Source organism: Colwellia sp. BRX8-7 (assembly GCF_014077275.1).
Classification (GTDB): domain Bacteria; phylum Pseudomonadota; class Gammaproteobacteria; order Enterobacterales; family Alteromonadaceae; genus Colwellia_A.
On the sequence record NZ_JACGVP010000012.1, the window covers coordinates 46,567 to 71,353 of the forward strand.

Sequence of the window (24,787 nt, forward strand, 5' to 3'; positions counted from 1 at the left end):
TGCTTTAGGTTTATATTTTAGCCATACGGCCAAAGATAATGTGAATAAATAGTGAGTACTTCAGCTTAGTGAGCTTTACGTAAACGCAGTAAGAGGAAATGAAATGGCTCGCATATTAATTGTTGAAGACAACCCGATGAACATGGAACTCGCCACTTTGTTAGTTGAAAAAGCGGGTCATAGCGTTATACAAGCAAAAGATGCGCAAAGTGGCTTGCATATAAGTCGAACAGAATTGCCAGACTTGATCCTGATGGATGTGCAACTCCCGGGTATGTCGGGTTTAGAAGCTGCGGTATTGCTAAAGGCATCTCCTGCGACAAAGTCTATACCTATTATCGCGTTAACTGCTCTAGCAATGAGTGGTGATGAGGAGCTGTGTTTGGCTGCCGGTTGCGATGGCTATATATCTAAACCCTTGCGTTATAAAGTCTTGTGGGCAGCGGTCGAAAAACATGTAATACAACCTCAATCTCTTAACAGGAAAATCGACATGAATAATCGTCCCAGAAAAGTCCTTATCGTTGACGATGAAGACTTCAATCGAGAACTCCTTAAGGTGATGCTCGAATATGAAGGATATATTATTCAGACAGTTAATGGTGGTGAAGAGGCTTTAAAAAGTGTTGAGCAAGACCCACCGGATTTAATTCTCCTCGACATCATGATGCCTGGGCTGAATGGCAATATAGTTGCTGAAAGGTTAAAACTTAATCCTGAGACCATGTATATTCCAATTATTATGGTGACCTCGATAGATGAGCATGCGGCTAAATTGACGGCACTTAAAGTAGGCGCTGATGATTTTCTTACTAAGCCAATCGACCGAGCTGAACTTATATTACGAGTTAGGAATATGTTGCGCTTAAAGGATTACAGCGATCTCCTTACAGACTACAACAATAAACTTGAAGACAAGGTTAAAGAACGTACGGTTAAGCTTGAAAATGCTTATAAGGAAACTATCATCACTATGGTCAGCGCTGCTGAATTTAAGGATGAGGAGACCGGGGCACACGTACGCCGTATTGCACACTATTCATATCTGTTAGGACGATTGCTTGGTCTGAGTAAAAAAATGAATAAAGCATTATTTTATGCGAGCCCGATGCACGACATTGGTAAGATTGGTATATCAGATGCTATTCTTTTCAAAACAACGCCTTTTACACCTCAAGAGCGTGAGACCATGAACACGCATAGTGCTATTGGCGCAAAAATCCTGCAAAAGGGTGACTCTCCTTTTATCAAAATGGGCGCTGAAATCGCATTAAATCACCACGAAAGATGGGATGGCACTGGCTATCCTAATGGTCTTTCTGGTGAAGATATTCCATTATCTGCTCGTATTATGGCGCTGTGTGACGTTTATGATGCGCTGCGTTCAAAACGTCCTTACAAGCCTGCTTTTAGTCATGAAAAGGCAGTAAAAATAATTATTGAAGGTGATGGTAGAACCATGCCTGAGCATTTCGACCCTAAGGTGCTTGCTGCTTTTGCCGCACATCCAGGGAATTTTGAAAAGGTCTATGAAAAATATAAAGACGACCACTAACTTTTGCATAAGTAACGCTGTTTTAACAACAGCATTAGGCGCCATCGCATTTAAGCCTGATGACAGCTAGTAGCTGTTGTTAAACCGTAGCTTTAGCCGCTATCATATATAAGCCTGATGGTAGCTAGTAGTTGTTGTTAAATGGCAGCATTAGCCGCTATTGCATTTAAGCCGGATGACAGCTAGTAGCTGTTGTTAAACCGTAGCTTTAGCCTCTATCATATATAAGCCTGATGAAAGCTAGTAGCTGTTATTAAACCGTAGCTTTAGCCTCTATCATATATAAGCCTGATGACAGCTAGTAGCTGTTATTAAACCGTAGCTTTAGCCGCTATCATATATAAGCCTGATGGCAGCTAGTAGCTAATGTATTTCGCAACGTTAATTGAACGTTTTTGGAATGCTGTGCAGCAACTCATCATAATGGCTATAAATTTTAGGCATATCCATTTTATTGAGAAACTCAGAGCAGGTTAAGTAAGCCAATAAATAGCGTGCGTCTTCAACCCATGGTGGTAAGTATTTACCGGGCTGACATAGTCCCATTTCCTCTAATTTGTATAGTACAGGAATGTCTTCAATATCTAATTTTCCACAAAATAATAACTTAAGACAATCTGCTCGACCATTAGCGGCGATAGCTTTTAAGAAATTATGCACGCGGATAAGTCCTTCTAAGTAAACACCATCTTTAGTAAAGGGCGCGCCGCCAGTTAAAACACCTCCCCTGAAAACTCTTCGAGTATTTTCATAAGCTTGTGATTCATTGCCAATACGACCTAAAAAGTAGTTATACACTTCTAAAAAGTCTGCGCCTTCAATCGACATTTGTATCGCGATAATACGGTCAGCTAGTCTACGCAGTCTATCCAAATCGATAGAATTAGTGATATATTCAGAAAATACCGCTAAGCCTTCTTGTGTTTTAGTGGTCCCAGGATGACCAGCGGCTAATATTTTAAGGTGCGGCTGATTAAGTCCATTAATTGAGGTGGCAACATGAATATGGGCTTCATGATTAATGAGTTGTTGCGCGTCAAGATCAGTAAAACAGGCTGTCTTCCTAATCCGTATTAACTTTGGGTTTGCTAGCGCGTTGGCAGATAGCTCGTCAACCACTTCAACTTTTGGCGCATCTGTACCAAACATTTTAGTCACGGCTGCTTGCATTTGCTCAGCGATATCTGAAGCTAGATAACACATAGGTGGTGGACTACCAAAGTTGTAACTAGCATAACTACTAATTTGTTTGTCAAAAATATTTGCCAATTCAAGCGGTGTTGATTTACCGTCAGTAAATGGGTTGGTAGGTTTACCGTAAAGCGCCTCAGAAAATTCATAAAACTTTTTAGTGCCTACCGATCCCATCATCAAAGCACCATGTTCAAGCTTAGTTGAAATGCGCTTTAGCCATTCATCTATGTCTGAATTCCCCATCAAGCTTCTAGCTTCACTCACTAAACTTAAGGTTTTACTGGGATCAAAAGTAGGGTAGCTAACCTTAGGTAGCTCTTTGCACTTATCCGCAAAGAATTGCTGTTTAATATCTCTGTTCCATTCTAAATGAGTGAGTATTCTAATCGGTTGGCTCGCGCTATATAGAATAGAACTTATCTGGCATATCCGTTCTTTTTCCACTTCTAATGTATTCATGGGTCTTTAAATTCCATAGTCATTACGAGTTACTTACTGAGTTAACTCACAAAAATTGCGTTAGCACCAAAAATAAATTGTTATCTTATTGGTTTTACTCTGTAAATTGGCGCATTAACACATGGTAAAGTTAAGGGGTTTTAAAAATGATCTTTTGTTAATGTTTTGGCTGAGCCAACACCACAGCCGACGATTAAGTTCATCACGCTTTTAGCACTGCCTTCAATGTGTTTAACATCTGCTTTAGGAGCAAAAATAACAAAACCATTAAATGGGCTAGGGCTAGTAGGCACAAATACCGCAAAATGATCCTCTAATTCGTCAGTAATATAACCCAAAACTAATTGTTCAGATTGAAATGCTTTAAGCATTACTGGGCGCGTAAAAGAACCACCATCTTTATTTTTAAACTGGCTCAGTATATCTCTTATCAGCGTATAACCAGGAATTGGAACAAGTAAGCGTTGTTCTAATTGGCCATGAACATAGCGTCCCCATACTGTTTGTACGAGTAGTCCTATGATAAAACACAATAAAAACACTGCAGTAAACGCAAGAATTTCAGCTAAAGGGATGTGAGAGACAAATTGTGTTGAGAAAAAAGTAGATATCGGTTCAAAGGCCATTGAAAGTGAATTTAATAGCCAAAAAGCGACTTTAAAGACAATAACAACGGGCAATAATATAACCATTCCACCAATAAATGCCGTTAATAAAAAGTTTTTAATATTTTTTAATATACTTAATAATTGCAAGTTAATATCCTAGATACGGTTGAAATAAGCGCAGATATGCTGAATGTTAGCGCAAGAAACATTTTTATACGTCATGTTTACATTGTAATGCTAAACAATCACTATCTTTATCAATAATCATTGACGAGTCCACTCTTACACCACTACCGGCATAATGGCCATTTGCGGTAAAAGTACAAACTTGCACATATTTATCCTCGACATAGGGCAAGGGGAACAATGTTTGGTAGATTTGCTCTCTTGTTTCAAAATTACCTGACTTTTCGGCAATCACTTGCTTGTTTTCATCTATTATCTTTATATTTGCACCACAGCGGCCAACGATTGGCTTGCTTACGTAGCCAGTTTGCTCAAGTTCATCCGTTAATTCAAAGCTGGTATTTAACAAGTAGGGATGATTTGGAAATAGCATACATAGCACAGGTAAAATCGCTTTGTTGCTAGGAATAAGTGTCCAAAGTGGCTCAAAAACCATAATATTATCGTTTAGTAGTACGTCAGATAAGCTAGGTTTAATGGATTTATTATGCTGAGTTTTATTAATGACATCATCTTGATTTGCTCTTATTTCGTCAAGTGCAGTCTCCCACGCCCATGTTTTCCATATCCATTGAAGCTTTATGCCGGCTGAATCTTCAATTTCATTATTTTTATTGCACGTTAATGAATCAATCCCTACCAATATTTTACATTGATGACCCGCCGCTTCTATGGCGTTTTTCATAAAGAGTGCATGATAGGTTTCTTCGGGGTCATCATCTTGTAATATATGAATAACGGAGTCGATAGCACGAGCTTGCCAAGCTTTAACTAAAAGGCTAAATAAGGCTGTGCCTGCATCAGTTCCACCTTTCACTTGGAAGTGTTTTAACCATTTACCTTGTACTTTTCCAACCTCCATATAGCATGATGCCGAATCACAATTATATTCGTAGACCTTCAAGCCATGTTCAGACATTGAAAAATCAAAACGACTTGTTACTAATTGATTAGCGCGGTTAGACCATGAGCGCTTAATTTTTTCATTTAGGTTTTTGGGTAAGCCGAATTTTTCCAATAGCTCTGGATGTTCCAGCACGTAATCGGTAGCATGCATAAACATTTGATGCAGTTCATCCGTGGCCGTTTCTAGTGCTAAATGAGCTTGGGGTGATATACGGTAATAGCGTAAAGCGCTTGCATCATCACATGACAGTCTATGGCCAGCCATCATTTGAAAAAATGCATATTCGTCGTCATTGGCGAGGTTTAACCAAGGGGTATTGGCTTTATTTTGTGCTGGCGCAGTACAAGCTTCAATATTAAACACTGCGGGTTCTGGCAGAGAAGAAATCAGCGCATCTGTTTCATCATCAGTTTGTATTAACCACCCCAAAATGGTTGACCCATCAGAGGGGCAGTGTAGCCAGTAGTCGCCGTTACTGCCTAATTTTGCTTTTATTTCACGCGAATAGTTTTGCCCATTTGGCCAAGGTGCAAAGGCCATGTTTTGTTCGGCGATATACACTTTATCGTTAAAAACTGCAGTGATTATAGCTACGTGACCCGTTTCTTCAAATTCTCCACCTTCATCCCAAATTAGTAAACTTCCTACTTCAGGTAATCTCTTTGCGCCATTTTCAAAGGCATTTAAGGCGAGTTCGTTATTATTTACAATATCTCTCACGGAACGTAAATTAAATATTTCGTAAGCCATAGCTACATCGTTAAAAATATAACCTTTGTTGGTGTAAAGCCATCGACGAGCAAATTCAACACATTGCCATTTATGTCCCATATAAATATCATCTACATAGCTTCTAAAGTGACTACGCGATTTATAGATTAATGGGTCTACGGTATCATAATCGCTAGAATAAGCGGTTACATTGCCCATCGATATACCGATAGGGGTGCCAAAAGAGACATCTTGTATGTTTTTAATTTTAGTCATTTAGTCCAGACTTAAGTGGCTATTAGCGTAAAAAAAATGCTTTCGCTATAGCATTGCCCTTTAAAATAGTTGAGTGAAATAATGGTTAAGATGAACGATGAGCTCATTTAAACTAACTTTACATTAAGCTTAATATTCTGGTCAAGATCAGATTAAACTAACGGTATTTTTTACGTGAAATATAGAGCATAAGTAGCTATGAAGCTAACCTTATAATATTTTTGTTTAAGCTAACGGATATAAAATAGCGAAGGCATTTTATCTTCGTGCAAAATTGATGAGTAATATTGAGGCGAGGATGATAAGAATAAACCACTAAACGTTGAGCACTTTTCGCTAATGGTTCGTCATCCTTAGAGTCGAGACTATAATCCGTAAATAACTCACTAGTTACCTAAGGTATACGATGCGAATATTTTTTCATAACGACCATTCGCTTTTAATTCTTTAAGGCCTTTATTGAAGGCATTTCTGGCTTTTTTATCATGAAAAAGAATATTATTAGGGCTTGCTCCAAAAAGTGGAAATTTATCCACTAATAAATGGGTATTGATTTGTCCTTCTTTTTGAATTTTAGCTCGGTAATGTTTAAATATTTGTAGGTCTAACTGAATGATATCGAAACGTTCTAGATATAACATTTTAACCTGTAATTCTTGATCATGATTCTCTAGATAAAGCGGGTTTTTGTTGGCCATTACGGCATACTCTCCACCCAAGTGTGTTTTGGCGCCTTGCCAAGACAATAAAGAGTATGAAGCTAGCTCATTCAAGTGAGTAAATTTATAATTATGCTTTTTTAATGCGAAGGCAAAATTTTCGTAAGCATAAGCTTCATCAGATAAGAAACCGGTAAGGTTTTCTTTGGTCATTGTTTTTAAGTTCATGTCACAGGCCGCATCAACATCCTTAGCTCTGAATGATGTTATTCGGCGAGCATATGGATAATAAATTGCTTCTATTTCATAGCCAGCTGGCTCTAAGGCCTCTCTTATTAAAGTTATTATTATACCGTCGTTAGTTTCAGGCATTACCCAAGGTGCAAGAGCATCACCAAAGGCAATGGTGATTTTTTGTTGAGCAAAGGAAGGCAGAGTAAATAACAAACTGATGATTAATAAAAATAGTTTTAGCTGCATATGTTAGTTAATAGGATAATAAATAAGTAAAATGAGTATAGACGAAAAATAGACGAAAAATAATTTTTCACAGCTGTTTATCAAACAAGTAAATTTTTTATGACACGAGACTGCAGAACTAGATAACTTTACTTTTAAAATTTTAGCGGACTTTATGCTATACTTCCTGAAAGTTAACCGCTTTTTTATACTTAACAATATATTTCTAACTACAAGGTTTGCCATGAAATTAACTGCTTTTCAGTCAAAAACATTATTGATACTTATCCCCTTAATATTATTATTATCGACAGCGATTTATTTCTATGGCGCAAATGAACCTACTTTGCCAAAAATGACAGTACAAGAGAAAAAGGCTCGCTTTAAAAATTTAATTATTCCTGCAATAGACGAAGTTTATGATGAACTTATGGTTCAATATCTTGACGTTTCAGAGTCACTTAAGTTAGGTAGTGATAACGATATGATAGAAAAACTGAAAATAGAATATAAAGCCAAAACTGATAATGAGCTGTTAATGGCACTTAAACCTCACCCTAAAAGTATTGCTATTGCACAAGCGGCAATGGAGAGTTCTTGGGCAACCTCTCGTTTTTTTAATGAAGCTAATAATATTTTTGGTGTTTGGTCATTCGATGAAGATGAACCTAGAATCGCGGCACTGAAAAAAAGGGGTGATAAAACCATTTGGCTAAAAAGATACCCTTCTATTAAAGCCTCGGTAAGGGGCTACTATCGAACCCTTGGACGCAGCGCCGCCTTTCAGAAATTTAGGCAATTACGACTAAAAACTGATGACCCCTACTCTTTAGTTAAAAAGTTAGACCGTTATTCTGAAAAGGGTGCAGAATATGGTGATGAATTAACCTCTATTATAAAGTTTAATAAATTTAATACTTATGACTAAAGTTCGGTTAAATTTATCAGTGTCGTCGAGAAAACTCGGTACTTAAGTGCCGAGTAGTTCAATCAAGTAAGGCTGATTTAAAGCATGCTGAAGTAGGTGTTCGTTATCTTCATCGTGCTCGATTTTATTTTTTGTTATCCTGCATAATACCTGCTCAACGTTATCCCCATTACCCGTAAAGACTTCAGCAAAGTTTATATCTTAGCTCCCCTATATAATTCTGATAATCGACAGGTATTTAATCGTGAATCTAAGCAGGTTCTCAAATGATAAATTTATCTGACGTAGACAAATTTCTGCTGTGGTTACTTTGAAAAATAGTATTCTGGCAACACATTGCATGAATCTTGTGTCACTCTATCTCGAACCCTTGCAAGGGTAACTTTATTATATTTGAGCTTATAGGGTTTTGAAGTCTATATTTGCGCTAATACATCTATGACAACACTTAAGGTAAAACACTCCTTAGCTAGAAAAATTTTACAGCGGCCTAAGGTCTCAGTGTTACCCCTTGATGTTTAATCATTAACCTAAAAGCACCGGGAGTTATCCCGTAGCGGCGTTTAAAGTGCCGGTAAAAATGACTAAGATTACTAAAGCCCGAAGCAAAAGCAATTTCGGTTATATCGGTGTTGGAACTAGCAAGGTTTTTAGCAACGGCATCACAACGCAGTTTTAAAAGGTATTCAATAAAGCTGAAACCGGTGTGCTGGCGAAATTGGCGAGCAAAATGACTTCTTGATAGATTAACTTGCTTTGCCACCTTATCTAGAGTGATATCCATAGTGTAATTATTGTTGATCCAATCTTGAGCATTGGTCATTCGCAAAGATGATTGTGCATTTGCTTGCTGCTCGTAACCGGCGTTGCTGATATGGATCAGTAATAGTCGTAAGTAGAGGTTCTCTTTTAAACAAACATTTAATGGTGAGCTCGAAATGGGTTGTATTTCGAGTTCATTGGCAATTTTTTGCATTCCTTGCGTACTGTGCTGGCTGCTTAAATTGAGATTGTTAGTTAAAAATCCTCCTTTAGATAACGTTTTTAAATACAAACTGTTGGCGGGTGTTGACAAGTTATCAAAGGACGGGGGAGCAATACATGCAAACAGTAATTTTGTTTCGGTGTTTTTATCTGTCGTGATTGAATGTTGATATTCAGCAGGGATAAAAACGGAATGTCCGCTTAAAAGTTGATGGCTTTCGTCATTAATCGTTATGCTTACAGCACCTTTTAAACAAACGACAAACTCATGCAGGTTATGCTGGTGCTGTTCGATATCTCGACGTAATACAACACTGGATGTCCAAAGCATTAAAATAGTCCGATAGTATAATTATGTGGTTCAATCGTATGCGACGCCAGGCAATAAAGCTATTAAAATAATATTTACTTAGCACTATTGTACTATTGATTGCGGTCATCACGAATAAATCATGATAGCAATTTATAGTACAATAGTTGGCTTTAGGCTTTTATCTTAATGGGGAAAACTATGATTGTTGTACACCACCTTAATAACTCACGTTCGCAGCGGGTGCTTTGGGCTTTAGAAGAGCTTGGCGTCCCTTATGAAGTTAAGCGTTATGAGCGAGACCTAAAAACAAATTTAGCGCCTAACACCTTAAAGAAAGTACATCCATTGGGTAAATCTCCAGTGATCACTGATGGTAGCATTACTGTTGCCGAGTCTGGAGCCATTATTGAATACCTTGCACAAACTTATGGTGGTGATGATTTTACTCCCGATATTGGCACAGAAGCACATCGCCAGTATATATACTGGTTACATTTTGCTGAGGGAACATTGATGCCACAATTATTACTAAAAATAATCTTTGAAAAAATATTGAAAAGTACGATGCCCTTTTTTGTTAAGCCAATTGCTAGAGGGATTGTGAAAAAAGTAATGAAAGGCTATGTTGGGCCAAATATTACCGGGAACTTAGACTTTATCGAAAGCCATTTAAAAAATAATCAGTGGTTTGCTGGAGAAGAATTATCTGGTGCTGATATTCAAATGAGTTTTCCTCTAGAGGCTTGGGTTGCCAAAAGTTCAAATGACAATAACTACCCAGAAATTACCGCTTACGTTAAGCGTTTTCAAGCCCGTTCAGCCTATCAAAAAGCCCTTAAGTCTGGAGGTCATTACGATTATGCTTAATAACAACTTATCATTATGGCGTTGTTAGCGTTTGGATATTTACCCGGGATGATTATTCATTGTAGCTGATACTGATAGAATAAATTCAGCTACAATCAATCTTCATCAACAATATATAGAGAAAAAGGCCAATAATCTCTTGAGAATTTTAAAAATCAGTCTGTTTATACTACTAAGCGTAGTCGTTTTATTTGCCAGTTATCTTTATGTTAATCAAGCACCTGATAAGTCTGTCGCTGAACTCAGCAAGCGCTGGGCTGCTGAGCCATCACAATTTATGCAGATTGCTGGTATGAATATACATTTTAGAGATGAAGGACCAAAGTCTGATGAAGATCCTATTGTCTTAATTCATGGTACGAGCGCGTCATTACATACATGGGATGGCTGGGTTGACCAACTAAAAACACAACGCAGAGTTATTCGCTTTGATTTACCTGCCTTTGGTCTAACCGGCCCCGATCCTAAAAATAATTATACTATTGAACATTATGCTGAAGTTGTTATTGCTGTGTTAGATAAGTTAAAGGTTAAAAAAAGTGTATTAGCAGGTAACTCTTTAGGCGGGTATATTGCTTGGGCTACCGCAGTGTTATATCCAGAGCGAGTCTCTCAAATAATTTTAGTCGACGCGAGTGGCTATCCTTTTAAGTCTGAATCTTTACCCTTAGCCTTTAAATTGTCTAAAAATCCGATAACGAGCCGGTTATTAAAAAACGTTTTACCTAAATCTTTGGTGAAAAAAAGTGTTGAGAATGTTTATGGAAACCCTGACTTAGTCACCAGTGAATTAGTTGACAGATACTATGATTTGACGCTTCGTGAAGGAAATCGTAACGCTCTAAAAGAACGCTTTAAGCAGACGGTCCCCGGGGATTTAGCCAAAAAGATCTCAACAATAAATGTACCAACGCTTATCATTTGGGGAAGAAAAGATAAGCTCATCCCCATCAAGCTTGCGATGAAATTTAAGAAAGATATTATCAACAGTCAATTAGTTGTCTTTGATGATTTAGGGCATGTACCTCACGAAGAAAACCCTCAGGCAACAGTATTAGTTGTTAAACAATTTTTACAAGATAACAAGTCTCAATAATCATTGCGATAACGCCAACTGGAATTTAGTGTAAGCCATTAACGATATCGTTAATGGCTTTTTTGTAGTAGATGGCGACCAAGATAAGACGTTGTAGCTCACTGTCAAAGCGCTTATCTTGACGAGAACATAATTCAGCAAGCACTTTAATTACCTTTGAGTAGTTGGTTGTGGCTAAGGGCTGTTGTTTACTTTCAATTTCTATTAAGGCCAATAATGCGGTAAGTTCGTGCGGCGCTAGCAAAATTAAATTTTGATTAGTCGATAAATAAACTTCAATGGGAGTTAAGTTTTCGTGGTCACGCTGGCAGAGCGCATCACGTAAGGTATTATTGCTGCCAAATAACATCATTGAACGTAAATAAATAAAGGGTGGGGTACTGGCGACTACTTTATTGCCAGCGAATAAATAATGTAAAGCATTGCGCTGTCTGCGATCTGTTTTTGTAAAGTTGTCTTGTACCTGAAGGGCAGGGGTAAAAAAACTCAATGTGTCGTTGGTTTTAATTTGTGCGATAAGCGCAACAGGTAAAATTTTACTGGCTATTAATGTTGTGGTTAATTGTTGATAAAAATCAAACGATGCGACTTGCGCTATTCCTTGTTGAAATAGATAAGCTAATTGAATGATATTTTCCGACTCACTTGAAGCTAAATAATGTTGGCGTAAATCATTATCGTCATCTGCTGACAATAAAGCGATGAATGTCTGCATATTTTCCTTCATTGTAACCCTTGTTTAATACAAATAATTGGCTCAGTGTATACTCTAATTGTTTTGTTGTGTGGTATTTTTAAATAATAAAATTGTTGCAGCTATTATCGCTTGGTAAGCCAAGTTATTAAAAACCTCAGGCGATGTTTAAGCGTTATTATCAATAGGCTTATTGACGGTTTTTAGGCATTAGCTAACCGGTTAGTTTACTGGTTAGCATAATCTGCACTCAGTGTTTACATTGAGGCTTTTATCACACGGAATAGAGAAAACCTTACTTTTATTATTCTTCAATACTCTTTGTTTTTTTTATTAATTTACAATGGAAGTTGAACAGCTGTTTTTCGCCATATCTAGCTAAAACAGGTGGTGCATAGTCGATATATAATCTATCAAGTAAATTTACCGCCTTATCTAAGTAAATAATGTAAAATACCCTGACTTTTATCCGGTCAATGGGCTACTTTGTTTACATTATTATATGCATATTATTAAAATTATTTTTATCCTCGCTATTTTAATGCCTAATGACTGGCTCACGCTTTTAGCAATGACTTATTGTTAAGCGCCTAAAGTAAGTGTTTTATTTACATAAATTTAGCCGGGCTTTTCAAGCAATAGCTTGACCTGTTAATAAGCCTTGATGTCAGTGGTGATTGCGACTAAGTTACGCTCAAGCAACTTGCTAAGCACGCCTTTTCCAGTAAATATTGAATTAATCACTATAAGTGGATCCTATGAGCAATACTTTTACCAAACTTGTTAGCCAATTAACGCATTCATTAGAGCAAGAAGACGATCAAGAGCTGTTGATTTCAATAGAGAAATACCATCCGGCTAAATTGGGCCGATTACTCGAATCACTACCCAATAAATATCGCGATGATTTTTGGAGTTTGATCCCGGTAAATTACAAGGGTGAAGTCTTACTCTCTGTACACCGCGAACTGCGCCAATTTCTGATTAAAAAGACCAGCGAAGCTGATTTACTTAAATGTTTATCGACGCTTCAAATGGATGAGTTAGCCGACATTGATGCTGATTTACCATTACCTGTAGTAAGCGCTATGGTTGAGGCCATGGATAGTCAGCGAAAAGAGCGTTACCAAACAGTGGCCTCTTTTCCTGATAATACAGCCGGCGGTATGATGGATGTTGACGCTACGGCGGTCAGAAAGGATGTTAGTCTTAAAGCCGTCTATCGGTATTTGTGTAAGCTAAGAAAAAAAGAAGGTATGTTGCCCGAACAACTTGACCAACTGGTTGTTGTTGACAGAAATAACAAGGTACAAGGAACCTTATATCTTAGTGACTTGGTTTCAATGGACAATAGCTTATCGGTTGGCGACGTAATGAAAAACGATGTGCCCTTGATTGACTCGTTACAATCGGCCATTCAGGTTGCACAAATTTTCGAAGACCATGATTTAATCTCTGCGCCAGTTGTAGATGAAAATAATTTTTTGTTGGGTCGAATAACGGTTGATGATGTTATCGACGTGCTAAAACATAATTCAGAGCAGCGTTTATTGGCCTCCGCCGGCCTTAACGAAGAGCTTGATATGTTTGCCCCTGTTTCTCATATTTCTTTTAATCGAGCTATTTGGCTGGGCACCAATTTAATCACCGCCTTTGTGGCCGCTTGGGTCATTGGCTTTTTTGAAGCATCAATAGAGCAACTTGTCGCGCTCGCGGTACTCATGCCCGTAGTGGCAAGCATGGGGGGCGTTACAGGTAGCCAAACGTTAACTGTCGTTACTCGTGGTATTGCGCGTGATTTAGTCAGTAGTGCCAATATTGTTTCGCTGACCATTCATGAATTAAAAGTCTCTTTTATTAATGGCATATTATGGGCTGCAGTGGTCTTTTTAATTACTATTTTATGGTATGACGATTGGCAGTTAGGGGGCGTTTTTGCGCTGGCTCTTTTTGTTGTGAGCCTTACTGGCACGCTTTCAGGTGCGCTTATTCCTATAATATTGAAAAAACTGGGTGTAGACCCAGCCATTGCTGGCGGTGTTATTTTAACAACCATAACCGATGCGGTTGGTTTTTTAATCTTTTTAGGGACTGCGACTTATATTTTGATTTAATTAGCCTTACTTTAATCATCAGCAGAAGGCCAATAAGCCTTACCCTGGTGCTTATATAAACTACTTTTACAAATAAGTTTGACTGACCCAATTGGATTTACCTGTTATTATCGCTATTATTAACTCTAGTTAACAATGTACTTAATCAACCCCTGTTTAAGTACTTAATAACAAAACAGTGAATGACGAAAAATAAACCGAGCGATTATCACAATGCCTTTAAACATTGATTGATAAGTCGATCCTATACTAAATTTTTATGAGAAATAACACTTGAACAACGTCCATATACCAACAGTTATAACTAAAACCTTATGCTTAATCCTGCTTTTTTTACCTCAGTTATTAATGGCTGAAGAAGTAAGTGTCGCTGCAAAAAAAGAAAAATCTATTCTAGAGAAAAGAGAACAAGCGCTTTTGAAAACAACCGCTAACCCCTTTGCTATTTCGCAACATAGATTAAATTACCTACTGCCAGTCTCCTATATTAGTAAGCCAGGTACCCGTACGGTTGAAGAGTTAACTAATGATAATGTTGATAATGTAGAGGCTAAATATCAAATTAGCATCAAGTTTCCTATATATTTACCAACGACTGATGCTTCAGGTCTGTACTTTGGTTTTACCGCAGTATCGTATTGGCAACTGTACAACAGTGAGGCATCTAAACCTTTTCGAGAAACAAATTACGAACCTGAATTATTTTACAGTTGGCAACAGAATCACAGCATATTAGGCTTTGAGTTTAATCAAGTTCAGTTTGGCATCAATCATCAATCCAATGGTCAAAGTGGTCTTTCATCGCGCAGTTGGAACCGAGTTTTTGCGTCGTTAGTGTTTAGTGACGAAAGTGCTTTTTATTATATAAAAGCTTGGCATCGACTAGCTGAAGATGAAAAAGAAACACCACTTTCTGTGATTGGTGATGACAATCCAGATATTACAGACTATCTTGGGCATATGGAATTTGGTGTTGGTACTCAGCTAGGCAAATTCAACCTTTTCACTGCGGTGCGAAATAATCTTAAATTGAGTGATAATAAAGGTAGTGTCGAACTAAATCTTTCTTATTCATTCACTGAAGGTTATGACTTCTTGATACAGTACTTTAATGGTTATGGGGATTCACTTATCGACTATGACCGTCATCAACAACGCATTAGTTTAGGCATGCAAATGAAATTTTTATAAGTAATGCAACGCCATTAGGTGTAATTGCCTACTCTTGCTAAACCGTTAATTGTTAGCCCACCCTTAAGTTTATTGAAAGTTTGGGCTGCAATGTTATAACAGTATAGTATCCCCTCGCTTAAAGTTGTAACTTTAAGCTTGCATCACTGCACCAGCCCATTATCTGGAAAAATATATCATGCGAGTCGCCGTTTCTCAATTTGCCACCACTTTGGATGTTCAAGAAAATAAAGTAACCTGCCTGCGTATGATAAATGAGGCGGCCGTCTGTCAGCCAGCACTCATAGTGTTACCTCAATTTTGTAATACACTTTTTTGCCATACCGAACCAGGGTACAAGGACCGTAGTCAGGCTTGGCATCAAGCTTTAGACATTGACGGTCCTTTTTTACTGGCTATTGCAGAACAAGCCAAAAAGCATCACTGCTACATCGTCATAAACGTTACTTTAAGGCGATATGCTGCAAGTAGCTGGTCACCTGAACAAAAAAAGGATGCGATTAAAGCAGGTGTTAGTATAACCACTTGTTTATTTTCGCCGTTTGGGCAACGCCTTGACCAAGTCGATAAACAAAAATTAGAAGGTCATGAAAATGATTTTTTTATTAATGCAAGTCAGGCGTCTACGTTAACTTTAACGCCGCTAGCAAAAATTGGACTGTTAATGGGTAATGACACGATGACCTTTAACACCTCTCGTGAATTAGCTTTGCAAGGTGGGCAATTATTCTGTAATTCAATAAGCACATTTTCCTACGATCAAAGTCACTTACATGACCCAGCTCGAGCGTGTGAAAATAAAGTATTTTTGGCCACAGCAAATAAAATTGGTCGATTGTCAGCAACGGGATCTCTAAGTGGCGCAGGCCAAAGCCAAATAGTTTCTCCTGAGGGTAAAGTACTCGCTAAAATGAACCATAATGAAGCAGGTTTTGTGTTTGCTGATCTTGATTTAGAAAACTCTGCGATAGCACCCAATAACAAATGCCGACCTGATGGCAGCGATGTCTTTATGCAACGACGCCCTGAACTTTATCAAGCGCTAACATTACCGATAAAAAAGGTGGCTAAGCATATGAATAATGACAAGGTTCCCGAAACGGCGAATGTCGCAATATTTGCAACCTATAAGTCTAATGAACAAGCCATTGAAGATGTTTGTTTTTACATTGAAAACAACCTCAGTGATATTATTCAATTGCCTGAGTTATTTTTTATTGCAGATAAAACCATAACGAATAATGCTGAGCAACTCGCCGATATAGCCTCTTTGAGTAAACAACTCATTATACAAATCAGCTCAGTACTGAGACCTTTTCAATATGTGTGTACTAGTTTAGTGATTGATGGCGCACATCAGGCGGTGTTAATAAGCGAACAGGGTTTATTGGCAAAACAGCAGCAATTACACTTTTGCCAACGATACCAGTGGACACCACTTGGAGATGCGTTAACTCTTGTAGAATTACCGTTAGAGCAAGGTAATATCAAGCTTGTTATGCTAACAGCTGATGATGCAACCATACCTGAAATAGTTAACGTAGCGGCGTTGAATCAGGTTCACTTATTACTGGTGCCTTTTGAAATTCAAGAGCCAGGTGAAGTTGAATATTGCTTGTTATCGCGTGCGGCAGAACATAGAATTTGTATTCTTGCGGCGAGTCGTGAACAGAGCTTCGCTGCGGGCTGCTTATCGGTTGATTTACTTAGTGATAACGCCAATAAAAATGCCAATAAAAAGAAGGATAAACTACAAAAGTCTACGGGGTTTATTGCCAATTTAAGCTCAGGTGCTACCTTAATATCTGAACGTAAGTCAGCTAAATTTACTGGCTATATTAATCAACCACTGGTTAAACACCAACAGGGAAAAATCACTAAAGCATTAGTCCATCCTATTTCCAGTTGCTCTAAATAGTGGTAAGTGCTTACTAATTTTGGGTGTGCTATCATTGCAGTATTTATTGCCAGTAAATATCATTATTTTATTTTTTGTAACGTAAACCATAGCCGATGGGGAAGAGTGGTTTAGTGTTGTTTTTCTTCTTTTCTGTTGAGGTTTTTTTGGGCCAAGAAAAAGACAGTTTTCCCTGGAAGTTAAACTCGCCAAAGAGCATATCACTAACACCTTGACCTTCTGAACCCGGAAGCCAAGCAGCAATGAATGCTGTTGACTTATCTAATTCGTCATTAATGATTAATGTTCTCCCTGAGATCAAAATAACAACCAGAGGGATGCCCTTATCACTAATATTCTTTATTAATAGATAGTCTTCTGGGTGTAACTGTTTTAATGCTAGTGAGTTGCCATAGGGCGCTGAAATATTTACTTGACCGTTTATTTGTGATCCTGCCTCTATAATAAGATTTTCACAATCTCTGATATCACCATGGCCTTCTGCATAAGGGTACTCACCGATCACCACCACAGCGATATCATGATCTTTTGCCGATATTGCTGAAACATCATTATCACGCCTTAATACCGCATTGGGCGCAATCGCTGAAATACCTTGCCAGACAGAAGTGGCTCCTTCAAATTGATCGTTTCCTGATACACCTTGCCAATCAATGGTAAACCCTCCGCACTGATGACCGATATTATCAGCATTCTTACCCGTAACTAAAATGCGAGCCTGCTTTTTTAAAGGCAGTATGTTTTTTTTGTTTTTTAACAGCACAAGTGACTTTCTGACAGCTTCTCGTGCAATATTCCTATGCGCACTAGCACCAAAACTAACATCATTAGCCCAAATCCTTTCACTGGGGCGAGGCGAATTAAATAAGCCGCTGGCAAACTTTACTGACAATATCCGACGGACGGCGTCATTTATTCTTGAGATAGGCACAGTTCCTAATTCAACATGATTATGCAGATGGTGAATAAATTGCTGCCAGTTTTCGGGGAGCATAAACATATCGATGCCGGCATTAACGCCTTGAGCAACCGAGAGATAAAAATCATCACAGAGGTAATCAATACCATTCATGTCAGAAACAATGAAACCAGAAAAATTCAATTGTTGTTTTAGTACATCCGTGAGCAGATACTTATGACCATGGCACTTGTTGCCATTCCAACTATTAAATGACGCCATAACTGTCATTGCCCCCGCTTTTAAAGCGCTTATGTAGGGGCTAATATGAGTATTGTTGAGTTCTTGCCAAGAAATATTAGCATCACCTTGGTCAATGCCATGCGTTGTAGCTCCATCGCCAACCCAATGTTTCACACAAGCGATAACGCCTTCACCCGCGAGCTTTCCATGAAGGCCGTTGATAATTTCACTTGCGTATTGATTGATTAATTCTGGCGTTTGAGCGTAGCTTTCATAGCTGCGACCCCATTGAATATTTTGTGCAACAGCTAGGTTGGGTGCAAAGACCCAATCGACGCCACTCGCTAATACCTCTTTTCGTGTTACTTGTGCAATACGTGCTATTAAATCAGCATCGGCGGCAGCACCTAAACCGATATTGTGTGGGAAAATTGTTGCTCCCTTAAGATTATTGTGACCATGTATGGCATCAACACCATAGAGTAAGGGGATTGCTAAATGATTTTCGTCACTAACCATTGATGCTTGCCAATAGCTATCGGTTGTTTTTAGCCAACTGTTAAGATCATTATTTTCGGGTAATGAACCTGCGCCACTCAATACCGAACCTAAATGGTACTTTCTGACATCATCGGGCGTACAGCTCAGTCGTTCAGCTTGGGTCATTTGTCCAATTTTTTGTGCTAATGTCATTTTTGACATTAGCTCATCAACTTGTTCCTTTATTGACGGCTGACTAAGTAGTGGCTGCATAGTATTGAGTTATCCTGACATTATTTAATTTCTTCATTTTGCCAATTTTATTTTAATGTCATTTGAGTGAGCTAAGCAGGCATGTAAAACGCTATATCTACATCCTTAGCGTTGCTTAGTTGCTGACAAATATTTACAGGTATTACATCTCTCAAATGAAATTAAAAATATAAATTTAAACGGTTAATTAACCTTAGCCATATTATTTATAAATTAGTTTACTTTAACAGACTATTACGAATGTAAATTGATACAACTAAAATACGGTAGGGTGGACTTATTTCGAGGTTATTGGGATTTTATCAATTTTTCAGTAAATACTTTTATTGGACTATTGAGCTAGTAGAAAAAATTATATCAATTTAAAAAGCTCATTGTGACCATTTCATCGCCCCACAATGACCGACTCATCGTTTTTATATTGTTTAAGATTTACAATTATATAGTGTCAAATGACATTTATAATTGAAACCTTTCACTAAATTTTAATTAGGCTAAAGTTTCATTCAATAATCATTTTAACGGAATAGCGCTTTATGAGTACGCAAGAACATTATCAAACCGCGACTGAAGATAAAATTTCCACACTAAGAAAAATTATCTATGGCTTCGGCGCTTTCGTAAATAACTTATTAGGTGCGGCAATTGGTACTATGACCATAGTGCTTAACTTGGGTTTAGGTATGAATCCAGCTTTAGTGGGTTTGTTAGGTGCATTACCTCGTTTGGTCGATGCCTTTACCGATCCGCTAATGGGGTATATTTCCGATCACACAAGATCAAAGTGGGGTCGACGCAGACCTTATATATTTTGGGGCGCTATTGTCGCAGGTATTACTTTTGCCTTGTTATGGCAATTACCGAGAGGCCAGAGTGAAGAATTTTACTTTTGGTTCTTTTTAATTGGTTCTATCATTTTTTATCTAGCCTATACTATTTTTGCAACACCTTGGGTCGCATTAGGCTATGAATTAACGCCTGATTATCATGAACGTACCAGCATCATGGCTGTGCAGAATTTTATGGGCCAATTTGCGTGGTTATTTGCACCTTGGTTCTTACTGTTTATGCAAAATGAATCGCTGTTTAGCGATATGATTGAAGGCGCCAGTTGGTTGGCCGTAATTATTGGGCTATTTACTATTATTGTTGGTATTTTACCGGCAATATTTCTTACTGAACGCTTTACACCCATAGCAACTTCAAAAACAATTATTGACCCGAATGCACCACCAGTAAAACCAAGAAGCTTGAGTTATGCCGTTACTGATTTCTTTAAGGGCTTTTTAATTACACTTAAATTTAAGCCTTTCCTTAGTTTATGTGGCGCAACCTTTTTAGTGTTCAACGGCTTTATGATGGTTTCAGCTTTCCAAAGTTACGTGATTATTTATTATGTCTTTGGCGGCGATCAAGCATTAGGTGCTGAATATGTCGGTTGGGCGGGTACGGTGTCATTTATTTCAACGTCTTGTGCTATTTTTATTGTTACTAAATTATCAAGCTGGTTAGGGAAGCGAAATGCTTTTTTCATAACCATTGCCATTTCTATCTTTGGTTATGCACTTAAATGGATTTGTTTTACACCGGATAATCCAATGCTAGTGATTATTCCACCAATATTTTTCTCTTTTGGTTTAGGCGGTTTGTTCACCTTAATGGGATCTATGGTTGCGGATGTCTGTGATCTTGATGAATTGGAAACCGGTGAGCGACGTGAAGGTATGTTTGGCTCAATTTATTGGTGGGTTGTTAAATTAGGCTTGGCAGCGGCGATGGCAGCTGGCGGATTTTTACTTCATGCAACAGGTTTTGATGTCGCGTTAGCTGGAGCCCAATCTGCTGATACACTGTTTTATATGCGCTTAGCTGATGTACTTGTGCCTGTACTTTGTTCGGTGGTTGCTATTTGGATGGTCGCTACTTACCCGATTACTGAGAAAATGGCTCATGATACCCGCAGTAAACTTGAGGCACGTCGAGGAAAAATGGCGGCTGAAGTGAATGACTTAGATGACAGTACTGACGGTGTTACGCCTGCCTAAGGCACTTATAAATTGTATATCTACATAGTTAACTATGTAGATATACAATGAGCTTTATTTTCGTGAGATCTTTATACTTTTATTAAATATGAGTACGAAATAAAATAAATGTAAAAGTTTTTAAGTTATTGTTTTAAATGAAAACAAAGCAAGCTTTTGTGAGGGTGATAACAAAAGTTTATCATTAATACTCGTTCATTTCCTTTATCCACTTCAACTTTTTCTACCCCCCCTTTGACCGTATTTCGATGCTGTTTGGCCAATAATTGTGCTAAAAATAGTCAAGTCTGAACATGACTATTTATAGGATGCTAGACAGTAAGATAATTCAAAAATGCAGAGTTAGCGCTTATTGATATAAGTGCAGCAGTACTGTTTATCTTTTGGGATCGTTATAAACCAAATTATTCATTAAGCTGGTTAATCATTGACTTAATTGAATATTTTAAGAGAAGAATAATAAAATAATGAGCAAATTAACATTAAATCTTAGCGCACTAACAGGAGCTTTAAGTGTTTTTTCAAAAAAAATGCTTTCATTGTTATTACTCAGTACGCTAATAAGTTGTGGAGGTGGGTCAACTCCAACAGAAAAAGAGACTATCAATGTAGATACTGATAATGATGGGGTATTCGACCAAGTCGATTCGTGTCCTAATACATTAGCCAATACCAATGTAGACGCGAGTGGTTGCGAAATCATTATTGTTAGTGTCGATACGGACAGTGATAATGATGGTGTTAAAGATGCCGAGGATAGATGTCCTGAAACTCCAGACAATACAAGGGTAGACAGCTCTGGCTGTGCGGTCATTGAAGAGGTTGCTGATGTGCTTGTTCAAGCAGAAGATTACATCAGCTATTTTGATACCACGGCGAGCAATGAAGGCGGAGCAAGTTACCGTAATGACGCTGTAGATATCGAAGTTACCACTGATGTGGGCGGCGGTTACAATATTGGTTATACCCAAGCAACAGAATGGCTAGAATACCCGGTAACCTTAAGTGCTGGGACTTATACCATTAGCAGCCGCGTGGCTTCAGATTCAGGCGGTGGTAATTATACGCTGTCGATAAATGGCAATACAATTGGTAGTGACAATGTTGCTAGCACGGGGGGATGGCAAACCTTTGAAACCCATGTGGTTAATTCGTTTTTAACGACAAGCGGTACTTTTACCTTACGATTAGCGATAAACGCAGGTTCATTCAATATTAATTGGCTGCAAATAACAGCGGTTATTGATGATGATTTAGATGGTATTGGTAACGACCTAGATTTGTGTCCTGATACGCTTGAAAATGCAGAAATTAATGAGGTCGGGTGCGCTGACTCAGATGGTGATGGCGTATTTAATAATCTGGATAATTGTCCAGATACACCTATCGGGACCTTTGTCGATTTTCTCGGCTGTGAAGCCGTAGAACAGTTAATTGAAGTGGCGTTTAACAACGATATCCTTGTTGGTGGTGAAGACAGCCAAAAGCCAGGTTTTAGTTTATATACCTTTGATAATGACATTGGATCTGACGGCAGTAATTGCAACGACGGTTGTGCGGTTAATTGGCCTCCGCTTTTAGTGGCTGATGGTGTCGCTTCTGGTGTGCCAAATTTATCAATCATTAATCGAAATGATGGCACAACACAAGCTGCCTATCAGGGTAAACCGTTATACTTTTATAAAGGTGACACCGAAAAAGGAACCACTGAAGGTGCGGCTATAGCGGGTTGGAACCTTCAAGAATACGGACTTTTTGGTGATATCGTGCCACTTTATACCTCTAGCACGGCACAAGAACATGCTTTAATTTATGAAACTAATGATGCTGTGGTCACCAAGTTCGCTGACAGAGGACGTGATCGTCATGCTAAAGAAGATCAATTTCAGCAATACGATCATTACCTTTCTCATTATTGGACCCATAGAACAGCGCGCTATAAATTCACCGATTATGTGGCTAAAGGCGGCTCATCTATTTTAATTGAATGGGTAACACAATGGCAGCTTGAGGCATTAGAATTTAGGGCATGGTACTCAGGAATGAATACGGTTGCTGAATACCATGGTAATTATGAGCCTAACGTTGTGACGGTCGGTCACGGTAGTTACGATGACGACCTTGTGCAAACAAGTACTAGCGGCGATCAATATAAATATTCAGTAACCATTAATGAGTTTCGCGGACTTAATGGCAGCACAGAAACCCTCAGTATTGGCCAACATATGGAAATTGAAGTTAGTCAGTTTTTATTGGGCGTTCCTGAGGGGCGGTCAAATTATTACGGCACAACTTACCTTTACCAAGTCGGTAAAGGTGGCATGGCTCCTTGGAAAACAGTCGGAGATTTTGATGATAAATCATCAGAGCGTGAAAACTCACATCCTATCGCTAAACAAGGTTGGTTAGGCGGTGATACCACATTACCTTATCAATATACTAATGAACCTAATGACCACTTCATGCAAATGGCGACTAATTTATCAAGTTTAAATGGGCAAGCGTTCGTTTTAGGAAGACGTATTCATCATACCTCTTTTGTTGATGGTAAACATGATGAAGACCCAGCCAATGGTGTTTTTTCAGAAATGGTAGGTAAGTCAGGTACACATTTTGTTAATCATAGTTGCGCAAGTTGTCATGAACGTAATGGTAGGGCAGCTCCGGCACCAATTGGCGAGGCATTAGACAAATGGGTCTTTAAAATTGCTGATGCTGATGGTGAACCCGATGCCCAGCGTGGCGATGTTTTACAGCCATCGAATACGGGAAGCGTACAAAGTGAAGGAACGGTAGCTATTGAATCATGGACTGAGGTGAATGGTTTACGTTCACCTAATTATAAGTTTTCAACGGGTACGCCAGAAAAATTCTCAGCACGCATTGCACCTCAACTCGTTGGCCTAGGATTATTAGAAGCAATTCCTGAAGAAACTATTTTAGCGATGGCTGATGTCAATGATGAATTTGCTCCCTTTGGTATTTCAGGTAAAGCGCAAAGTGCTATCGATCCCGAAACCCAAGATATTCGCCTTGGACGTTTTGGTTGGAAAGCCGCTACATCAAGCATAAAGCATCAAATTGCGGCAGCGTTTAATACTGATATGGGGGTGATGACCTCTGTACTACCATCACCAGATTGTGGTTCTGCTCAACAAGAAAGAAATGAATGTGGTCATGACCAATCTGAAATAAGCGACCAGCACTTGAACAATTTAGTGAAATACATCGCATTGTTGGGTGTACGAGCGCAACGTGGCCTTGATGATCCTCAGGTACAACAAGGACAAGCGTTATTCTCAAGTATTGGTTGTGTGGATTGTCATACCGCAACACTGCAAACCAGTATTTATCATCCGTTTACAGAACTAAGAGATCAAACTATTCATCCTTATACCGACTTACTGTTACATGATATGGGTGAAGGTCTTGCTGACAACTTAGGTGAGGGCAACGCTACAGGGGCTGAATGGCGAACAACACCGCTATGGGGCATAGGTTTGTCGGCTTGCGTTACTGGAGGTGTAGAAAACCCCGTTGGCGGCCAAGGTAATGAAGTTTGTACGCCCGAGCATAGTTATTTGCATGATGGACGGGCGAGAACGATTGATGAAGCAATTCTCTGGCACGGTGGGGAATCAGCAGCTTCTAAAGTTAAGTATGAAGCACTTTCTGATGCTGACGAAGCTTCATTAATAGCCTTTTTAAAATCACTATAAAATCAGCAGC

The 24,787-nt window shown here is 38.6% G+C and carries 16 protein-coding genes; 9 read left to right on the forward strand and 7 right to left on the reverse strand.

Features of this window, described 5'->3' with window-relative positions:
• Nucleotides 1-103 precede the first annotated feature (103 nt).
• Complete coding sequence (locus H4J57_RS12910; RefSeq protein WP_182243210.1) at nucleotides 104-1,555, forward strand: response regulator; 1,452 nt, start codon at nucleotides 104-106, stop codon at nucleotides 1,553-1,555.
• A gap of 381 nt (nucleotides 1,556-1,936) precedes the next feature.
• Here H4J57_RS12910 and H4J57_RS12915 read toward each other — a convergent pair whose 3' ends face one another.
• From H4J57_RS12915 to H4J57_RS12930, 4 genes are all read right to left on the reverse strand, one after another.
• Entirely contained in the window at nucleotides 1,937-3,208 is a 1,272-nt protein-coding gene (locus tag H4J57_RS12915; RefSeq protein ID WP_182230121.1) for a flavohemoglobin expression-modulating QEGLA motif protein, read from the reverse strand.
• Nucleotides 3,209-3,348: 140 nt separating this feature from the next.
• Nucleotides 3,349-3,963, reverse strand: a complete 615-nt coding sequence (locus H4J57_RS12920; RefSeq protein ID WP_182243212.1) for a DUF502 domain-containing protein — start codon at nucleotides 3,961-3,963, stop codon at nucleotides 3,349-3,351.
• Nucleotides 3,964-4,027: 64 nt separating this feature from the next.
• Nucleotides 4,028-5,896, reverse strand: a complete 1,869-nt coding sequence (locus H4J57_RS12925; RefSeq protein WP_182243214.1) for a glutathionylspermidine synthase family protein — start codon at nucleotides 5,894-5,896, stop codon at nucleotides 4,028-4,030.
• Nucleotides 5,897-6,282: 386 nt separating this feature from the next.
• Nucleotides 6,283-7,035 carry an ABC transporter substrate-binding protein gene (locus H4J57_RS12930; protein WP_182214880.1) on the reverse strand — a complete coding sequence of 251 codons (753 nt, stop codon included), beginning with the start codon at nucleotides 7,033-7,035 and terminating at the stop codon, nucleotides 6,283-6,285.
• A gap of 223 nt (nucleotides 7,036-7,258) precedes the next feature.
• On the opposite strand from H4J57_RS12930, the gene H4J57_RS12935 reads away from it, so the two are divergent.
• Nucleotides 7,259-7,942: a glucosaminidase domain-containing protein gene (locus tag H4J57_RS12935; protein ID WP_182214882.1), complete on the forward strand. Its 684-nt coding sequence runs from the start codon at nucleotides 7,259-7,261 to the stop codon at nucleotides 7,940-7,942.
• Nucleotides 7,943-8,432: 490 nt separating this feature from the next.
• Here H4J57_RS12935 and H4J57_RS12940 read toward each other — a convergent pair whose 3' ends face one another.
• A complete protein-coding gene (locus tag H4J57_RS12940) occupies nucleotides 8,433-9,257 on the reverse strand; it encodes an AraC family transcriptional regulator (protein WP_182243216.1) in 825 nt (274 codons plus the stop codon).
• Between the two features lie 180 nt (nucleotides 9,258-9,437).
• On the opposite strand from H4J57_RS12940, the gene H4J57_RS12945 reads away from it, so the two are divergent.
• Nucleotides 9,438-10,106, forward strand: a complete 669-nt coding sequence (locus H4J57_RS12945; RefSeq protein ID WP_182243218.1) for a glutathione S-transferase family protein — start codon at nucleotides 9,438-9,440, stop codon at nucleotides 10,104-10,106.
• Between the two features lie 139 nt (nucleotides 10,107-10,245).
• Nucleotides 10,246-11,202, forward strand: coding sequence for an alpha/beta fold hydrolase (locus H4J57_RS12950; RefSeq protein WP_220465247.1), 957 nt, complete (start codon nucleotides 10,246-10,248; stop codon nucleotides 11,200-11,202).
• 25 nt (nucleotides 11,203-11,227) lie between these two features.
• Here H4J57_RS12950 and H4J57_RS12955 read toward each other — a convergent pair whose 3' ends face one another.
• Nucleotides 11,228-11,929, reverse strand: a complete 702-nt coding sequence (locus H4J57_RS12955; RefSeq protein WP_182243220.1) for a hypothetical protein — start codon at nucleotides 11,927-11,929, stop codon at nucleotides 11,228-11,230.
• Between the two features lie 725 nt (nucleotides 11,930-12,654).
• Here H4J57_RS12955 and mgtE point away from each other — a divergent pair.
• From mgtE to H4J57_RS12970, 3 genes are all read left to right on the forward strand, one after another.
• Nucleotides 12,655-14,010, forward strand: coding sequence for a magnesium transporter (gene mgtE, locus H4J57_RS12960; RefSeq protein WP_182243222.1), 1,356 nt, complete (start codon nucleotides 12,655-12,657; stop codon nucleotides 14,008-14,010).
• A gap of 348 nt (nucleotides 14,011-14,358) precedes the next feature.
• The gene (locus H4J57_RS12965; protein ID WP_182243224.1) at nucleotides 14,359-15,201 is read left to right on the forward strand and encodes a phospholipase A; all 843 of its coding nucleotides are present in this window, start codon (nucleotides 14,359-14,361) and stop codon (nucleotides 15,199-15,201) included.
• 178 nt (nucleotides 15,202-15,379) lie between these two features.
• Nucleotides 15,380-17,119, forward strand: a complete 1,740-nt coding sequence (locus tag H4J57_RS12970) for a nitrilase-related carbon-nitrogen hydrolase (protein ID WP_182243226.1) — start codon at nucleotides 15,380-15,382, stop codon at nucleotides 17,117-17,119.
• A gap of 67 nt (nucleotides 17,120-17,186) precedes the next feature.
• Here H4J57_RS12970 and H4J57_RS12975 read toward each other — a convergent pair whose 3' ends face one another.
• Entirely contained in the window at nucleotides 17,187-19,013 is a 1,827-nt protein-coding gene (locus H4J57_RS12975) for a glycoside hydrolase family 3 protein (RefSeq protein WP_182243228.1), read from the reverse strand.
• Between the two features lie 536 nt (nucleotides 19,014-19,549).
• Here H4J57_RS12975 and H4J57_RS12980 point away from each other — a divergent pair.
• Together H4J57_RS12980 and H4J57_RS12985 are read left to right on the forward strand one after the other, a co-directional pair.
• On the forward strand, nucleotides 19,550-21,058 hold the full coding sequence (locus tag H4J57_RS12980; protein WP_182214893.1) for an MFS transporter: 1,509 nt from the start codon (nucleotides 19,550-19,552) through the stop codon (nucleotides 21,056-21,058).
• Between the two features lie 467 nt (nucleotides 21,059-21,525).
• A complete protein-coding gene (locus H4J57_RS12985) occupies nucleotides 21,526-24,777 on the forward strand; it encodes a di-heme oxidoredictase family protein (protein WP_182243230.1) in 3,252 nt (1,083 codons plus the stop codon).
• Nucleotides 24,778-24,787 lie beyond the last annotated feature (10 nt).

Bases quoted from the DNA above. Each gene is read 5' to 3' on its own strand.
- H4J57_RS12930 (WP_182214880.1), bottom strand. From the start codon at position 7,035: ATGCAGCTAAAACTATTTTTATTAATCATCAGTTTGTTATTTACTCTG.
- mgtE (WP_182243222.1), top strand. From the start codon at position 12,655: ATGAGCAATACTTTTACCAAACTTGTTAGCCAATTAACGCATTCATTA.
- H4J57_RS12955 (WP_182243220.1), bottom strand. From the start codon at position 11,929: ATGAAGGAAAATATGCAGACATTCATCGCTTTATTGTCAGCAGATGAC.
- H4J57_RS12910 (WP_182243210.1), top strand. From the start codon at position 104: ATGGCTCGCATATTAATTGTTGAAGACAACCCGATGAACATGGAACTC.
- H4J57_RS12945 (WP_182243218.1), top strand. From the start codon at position 9,438: ATGATTGTTGTACACCACCTTAATAACTCACGTTCGCAGCGGGTGCTT.
- H4J57_RS12975 (WP_182243228.1), bottom strand. From the start codon at position 19,013: ATGCAGCCACTACTTAGTCAGCCGTCAATAAAGGAACAAGTTGATGAG.
- H4J57_RS12925 (WP_182243214.1), bottom strand. From the start codon at position 5,896: ATGACTAAAATTAAAAACATACAAGATGTCTCTTTTGGCACCCCTATC.
- H4J57_RS12970 (WP_182243226.1), top strand. From the start codon at position 15,380: ATGCGAGTCGCCGTTTCTCAATTTGCCACCACTTTGGATGTTCAAGAA.
- H4J57_RS12985 (WP_182243230.1), top strand. From the start codon at position 21,526: ATGAGCAAATTAACATTAAATCTTAGCGCACTAACAGGAGCTTTAAGT.
- H4J57_RS12980 (WP_182214893.1), top strand. From the start codon at position 19,550: ATGAGTACGCAAGAACATTATCAAACCGCGACTGAAGATAAAATTTCC.
- H4J57_RS12935 (WP_182214882.1), top strand. From the start codon at position 7,259: ATGAAATTAACTGCTTTTCAGTCAAAAACATTATTGATACTTATCCCC.
- H4J57_RS12940 (WP_182243216.1), bottom strand. From the start codon at position 9,257: ATGCTTTGGACATCCAGTGTTGTATTACGTCGAGATATCGAACAGCAC.
- H4J57_RS12915 (WP_182230121.1), bottom strand. From the start codon at position 3,208: ATGAATACATTAGAAGTGGAAAAAGAACGGATATGCCAGATAAGTTCT.
- H4J57_RS12965 (WP_182243224.1), top strand. From the start codon at position 14,359: ATGGCTGAAGAAGTAAGTGTCGCTGCAAAAAAAGAAAAATCTATTCTA.